The sequence below is a fragment of the Streptomyces silaceus genome (assembly GCF_001419745.1).
In the GTDB taxonomy this organism is placed as follows: domain Bacteria; phylum Actinomycetota; class Actinomycetes; order Streptomycetales; family Streptomycetaceae; genus Streptomyces; species Streptomyces silaceus.
In genome coordinates this window covers 1-2,098 of record NZ_LIRJ01000545.1, presented here as the reverse complement: position 1 = coordinate 2,098, position 2,098 = coordinate 1, and the positions used below count along the sequence as shown (strand labels likewise).

Below are 2,098 nucleotides of genomic sequence, written 5' to 3'. Positions count from 1 at the left end.
GCCCCGGCGCGTTCGGCCCCCGGCGTCGTCCCGCCGGTCGCGGACGAGAACCTCGTCGCGGTCCTCAGCAGCTCGGTCCGCAAGGGCCGCTGGCGGGTGAGCCGCCGCACGCACGCGTACGCCGTCTTCGGCAGCGTCGAGATCGACCTCAGCGAGGCGATCTTCGAGCAGCGCCACGTGGTCATCAAGGCGGTCTCGATCTTCGGCTCGGTCGACATCCGCGTCCCGGAGAACGTGTCGCTGCGCGGCTCCGGCTCGGGCATCCTCGGCAGCTTCGAGGTGAACACCCTCGACTCCCCGGACCAGGACGCCCCCGTCGTCTATGTGGACGGCCTCGCGGTCCTCGGCAGCATCGAGGCGCGCCCCAAGCGCGGCAAGCTCATCCGCGACCTGCACGACCGGCTGCGCAAACACCTCGGAAGCTGACGGCGCGAGCCGACGGCGCACGCCCGGCGCGAGGAAGGTGTACTTCCGTACATCGGAACTCAGTGCATAGGCGCGCACACAGCGGGTAGAGGTTGCTGCATCGTCTCTCGCACGCGAAGCCGTCGTCAGGAGTAGACCGTGCTGCAACCGCCGCATCAGTCCCTGCAGGTCGCCGCCGTTCCGGCCCAGCGGGTGCCAGTGCGAGATCGGAACGATGACGCCCCATGGCACACGGAGGCCGTGTGCCGTCGCGACGAAGCCGGACTGTTCTTCGCCCCGTCCAAGGAGCCGACCGCGGCCAGGCTCTCCCGCGAGGAGGCGGCCAAGCGCGTCTGCGCCCGCTGTCCGGTGATGGTCGAGTGCCGTGAACACGCCCTGCTGCAGCCCGAGCCGTACGGCGTCTGGGGCGGCCTCACCGCCGCCGAGCGCCGCGTGGTCCTCGCCCGCCGCCGTCGGCGCGACCTGGAATTGAAGAAGGCGACGCACACCGTCGCCGCCGCCGGCTAGCCGCCGGCACACGCGAAGGGGGCGCCCCCCGCACGGGGCGCCCCCTTCACGTGCGAACCGTCCTGGCCCGCGGGCCGCGTCGTTCTCGTACCGCTGCCGTCGGCGGTCTTCGTTGCCCGCTGCCGCCGTCGGTCTTCCGCCGGTGCTTCGCGTGCTCCTCCGCCCGCTACTTCGCGCGGTCGAAGTCGATGGCGCTGTAGGCGCGGAGTTTGGCGAGGCGGTGGTCGGAGTCGATCTTGCGGATGGTGCCGGACTTGGAGCGCATCACCAGGGAGGAGGTGGAGGCGCTCTCCGCGCCGTAGCGGACCCCGCGCAGGAGTTCGCCGTCGGTGATGCCGGTCGCGACGAAGAACACGTTGTCGCCCTTGACCAGGTCGTCGGTGGCCAGCGTGCGGTCCAGGTCATGGCCCGCGTCCAGGGCGCGCCGGCGCTCGGCGTCGTCCTTGGGCCACAGCTTGCCCTGGATGGTGCCGCCCAGGCACTTGATCGCGCAGGCGCTGATGATGCCCTCGGGGGTGCCGCCGATGCCCATCAGCAGGTCCACGCCGGTGCCCTCGCGCACCGCCATGATCGAGCCGGCCACATCGCCGTCCGAGATGAACTTGATGCGGGCGCCGGTCTCGCGGATCTCCTTGACGATGCCCTCGTGGCGGGGACGGTCCAGGATGACCACGGTGACGTCCTCGGGCGAGGAGTTCTTGGCCTTGGCGACTCGGCGGATGTTCACCGAGGCGGGCGCGTCGATGTCCACGTAGTCGGCGGCCTCGGGGCCGGTGACCAGCTTGTCCATGTAGAACACCGCGGACGGGTCGAACATCGCGCCGCGGTCCGCGGCGGCCAGCACCGCGATCGCGTTGGGCATGCCCTTGGCGGTCAGCGTGGTGCCGTCGATCGGGTCGACGGCGATGTCGACCTCGGCGCCGGTGCCGTCCCCGATGCGTTCCCCGTTGAACAGCATCGGGGCCTCGTCCTTCTCGCCCTCCCCGATGACGACGACACCGTTCATCGAGACGGTGTGGACCAGGGTCCGCATCGCGCGGACCGCGGCGCCGTCCGCGCCGTTCTTGTCACCACGGCCCACCCAGCGACCCGCGGCCATCGCGGCCGCCTCGGTCACCCGGACCAGCTCCAGGGCCAGGTTGCGGTCGGGAGCCTCGGGAGAGAC

At 71.3% G+C, this 2,098-nt stretch carries 3 protein-coding genes; 2 read left to right on the top strand and 1 reads right to left on the bottom strand.

What is annotated here, in order from left to right:
- Positions 1-426, top strand: a 426-nt coding sequence (locus AOK22_RS36290; RefSeq protein ID WP_167357925.1) for a LiaF domain-containing protein, incomplete at its 5' end; no start/stop codon positions are given.
- 138 nt (positions 427-564) lie between these two features.
- Positions 565-933, top strand: coding sequence for a WhiB family transcriptional regulator (locus AOK22_RS36285; RefSeq protein ID WP_079037059.1), 369 nt, complete (start codon positions 565-567; stop codon positions 931-933).
- A 166-nt stretch (positions 934-1,099) separates the two neighbouring features.
- Here the strand turns inward: AOK22_RS36285 and glpX are convergent.
- On the bottom strand, positions 1,100-2,098 hold a 999-nt coding region (gene glpX, locus AOK22_RS36280), incomplete at its 5' end, for a class II fructose-bisphosphatase (RefSeq protein ID WP_055702935.1).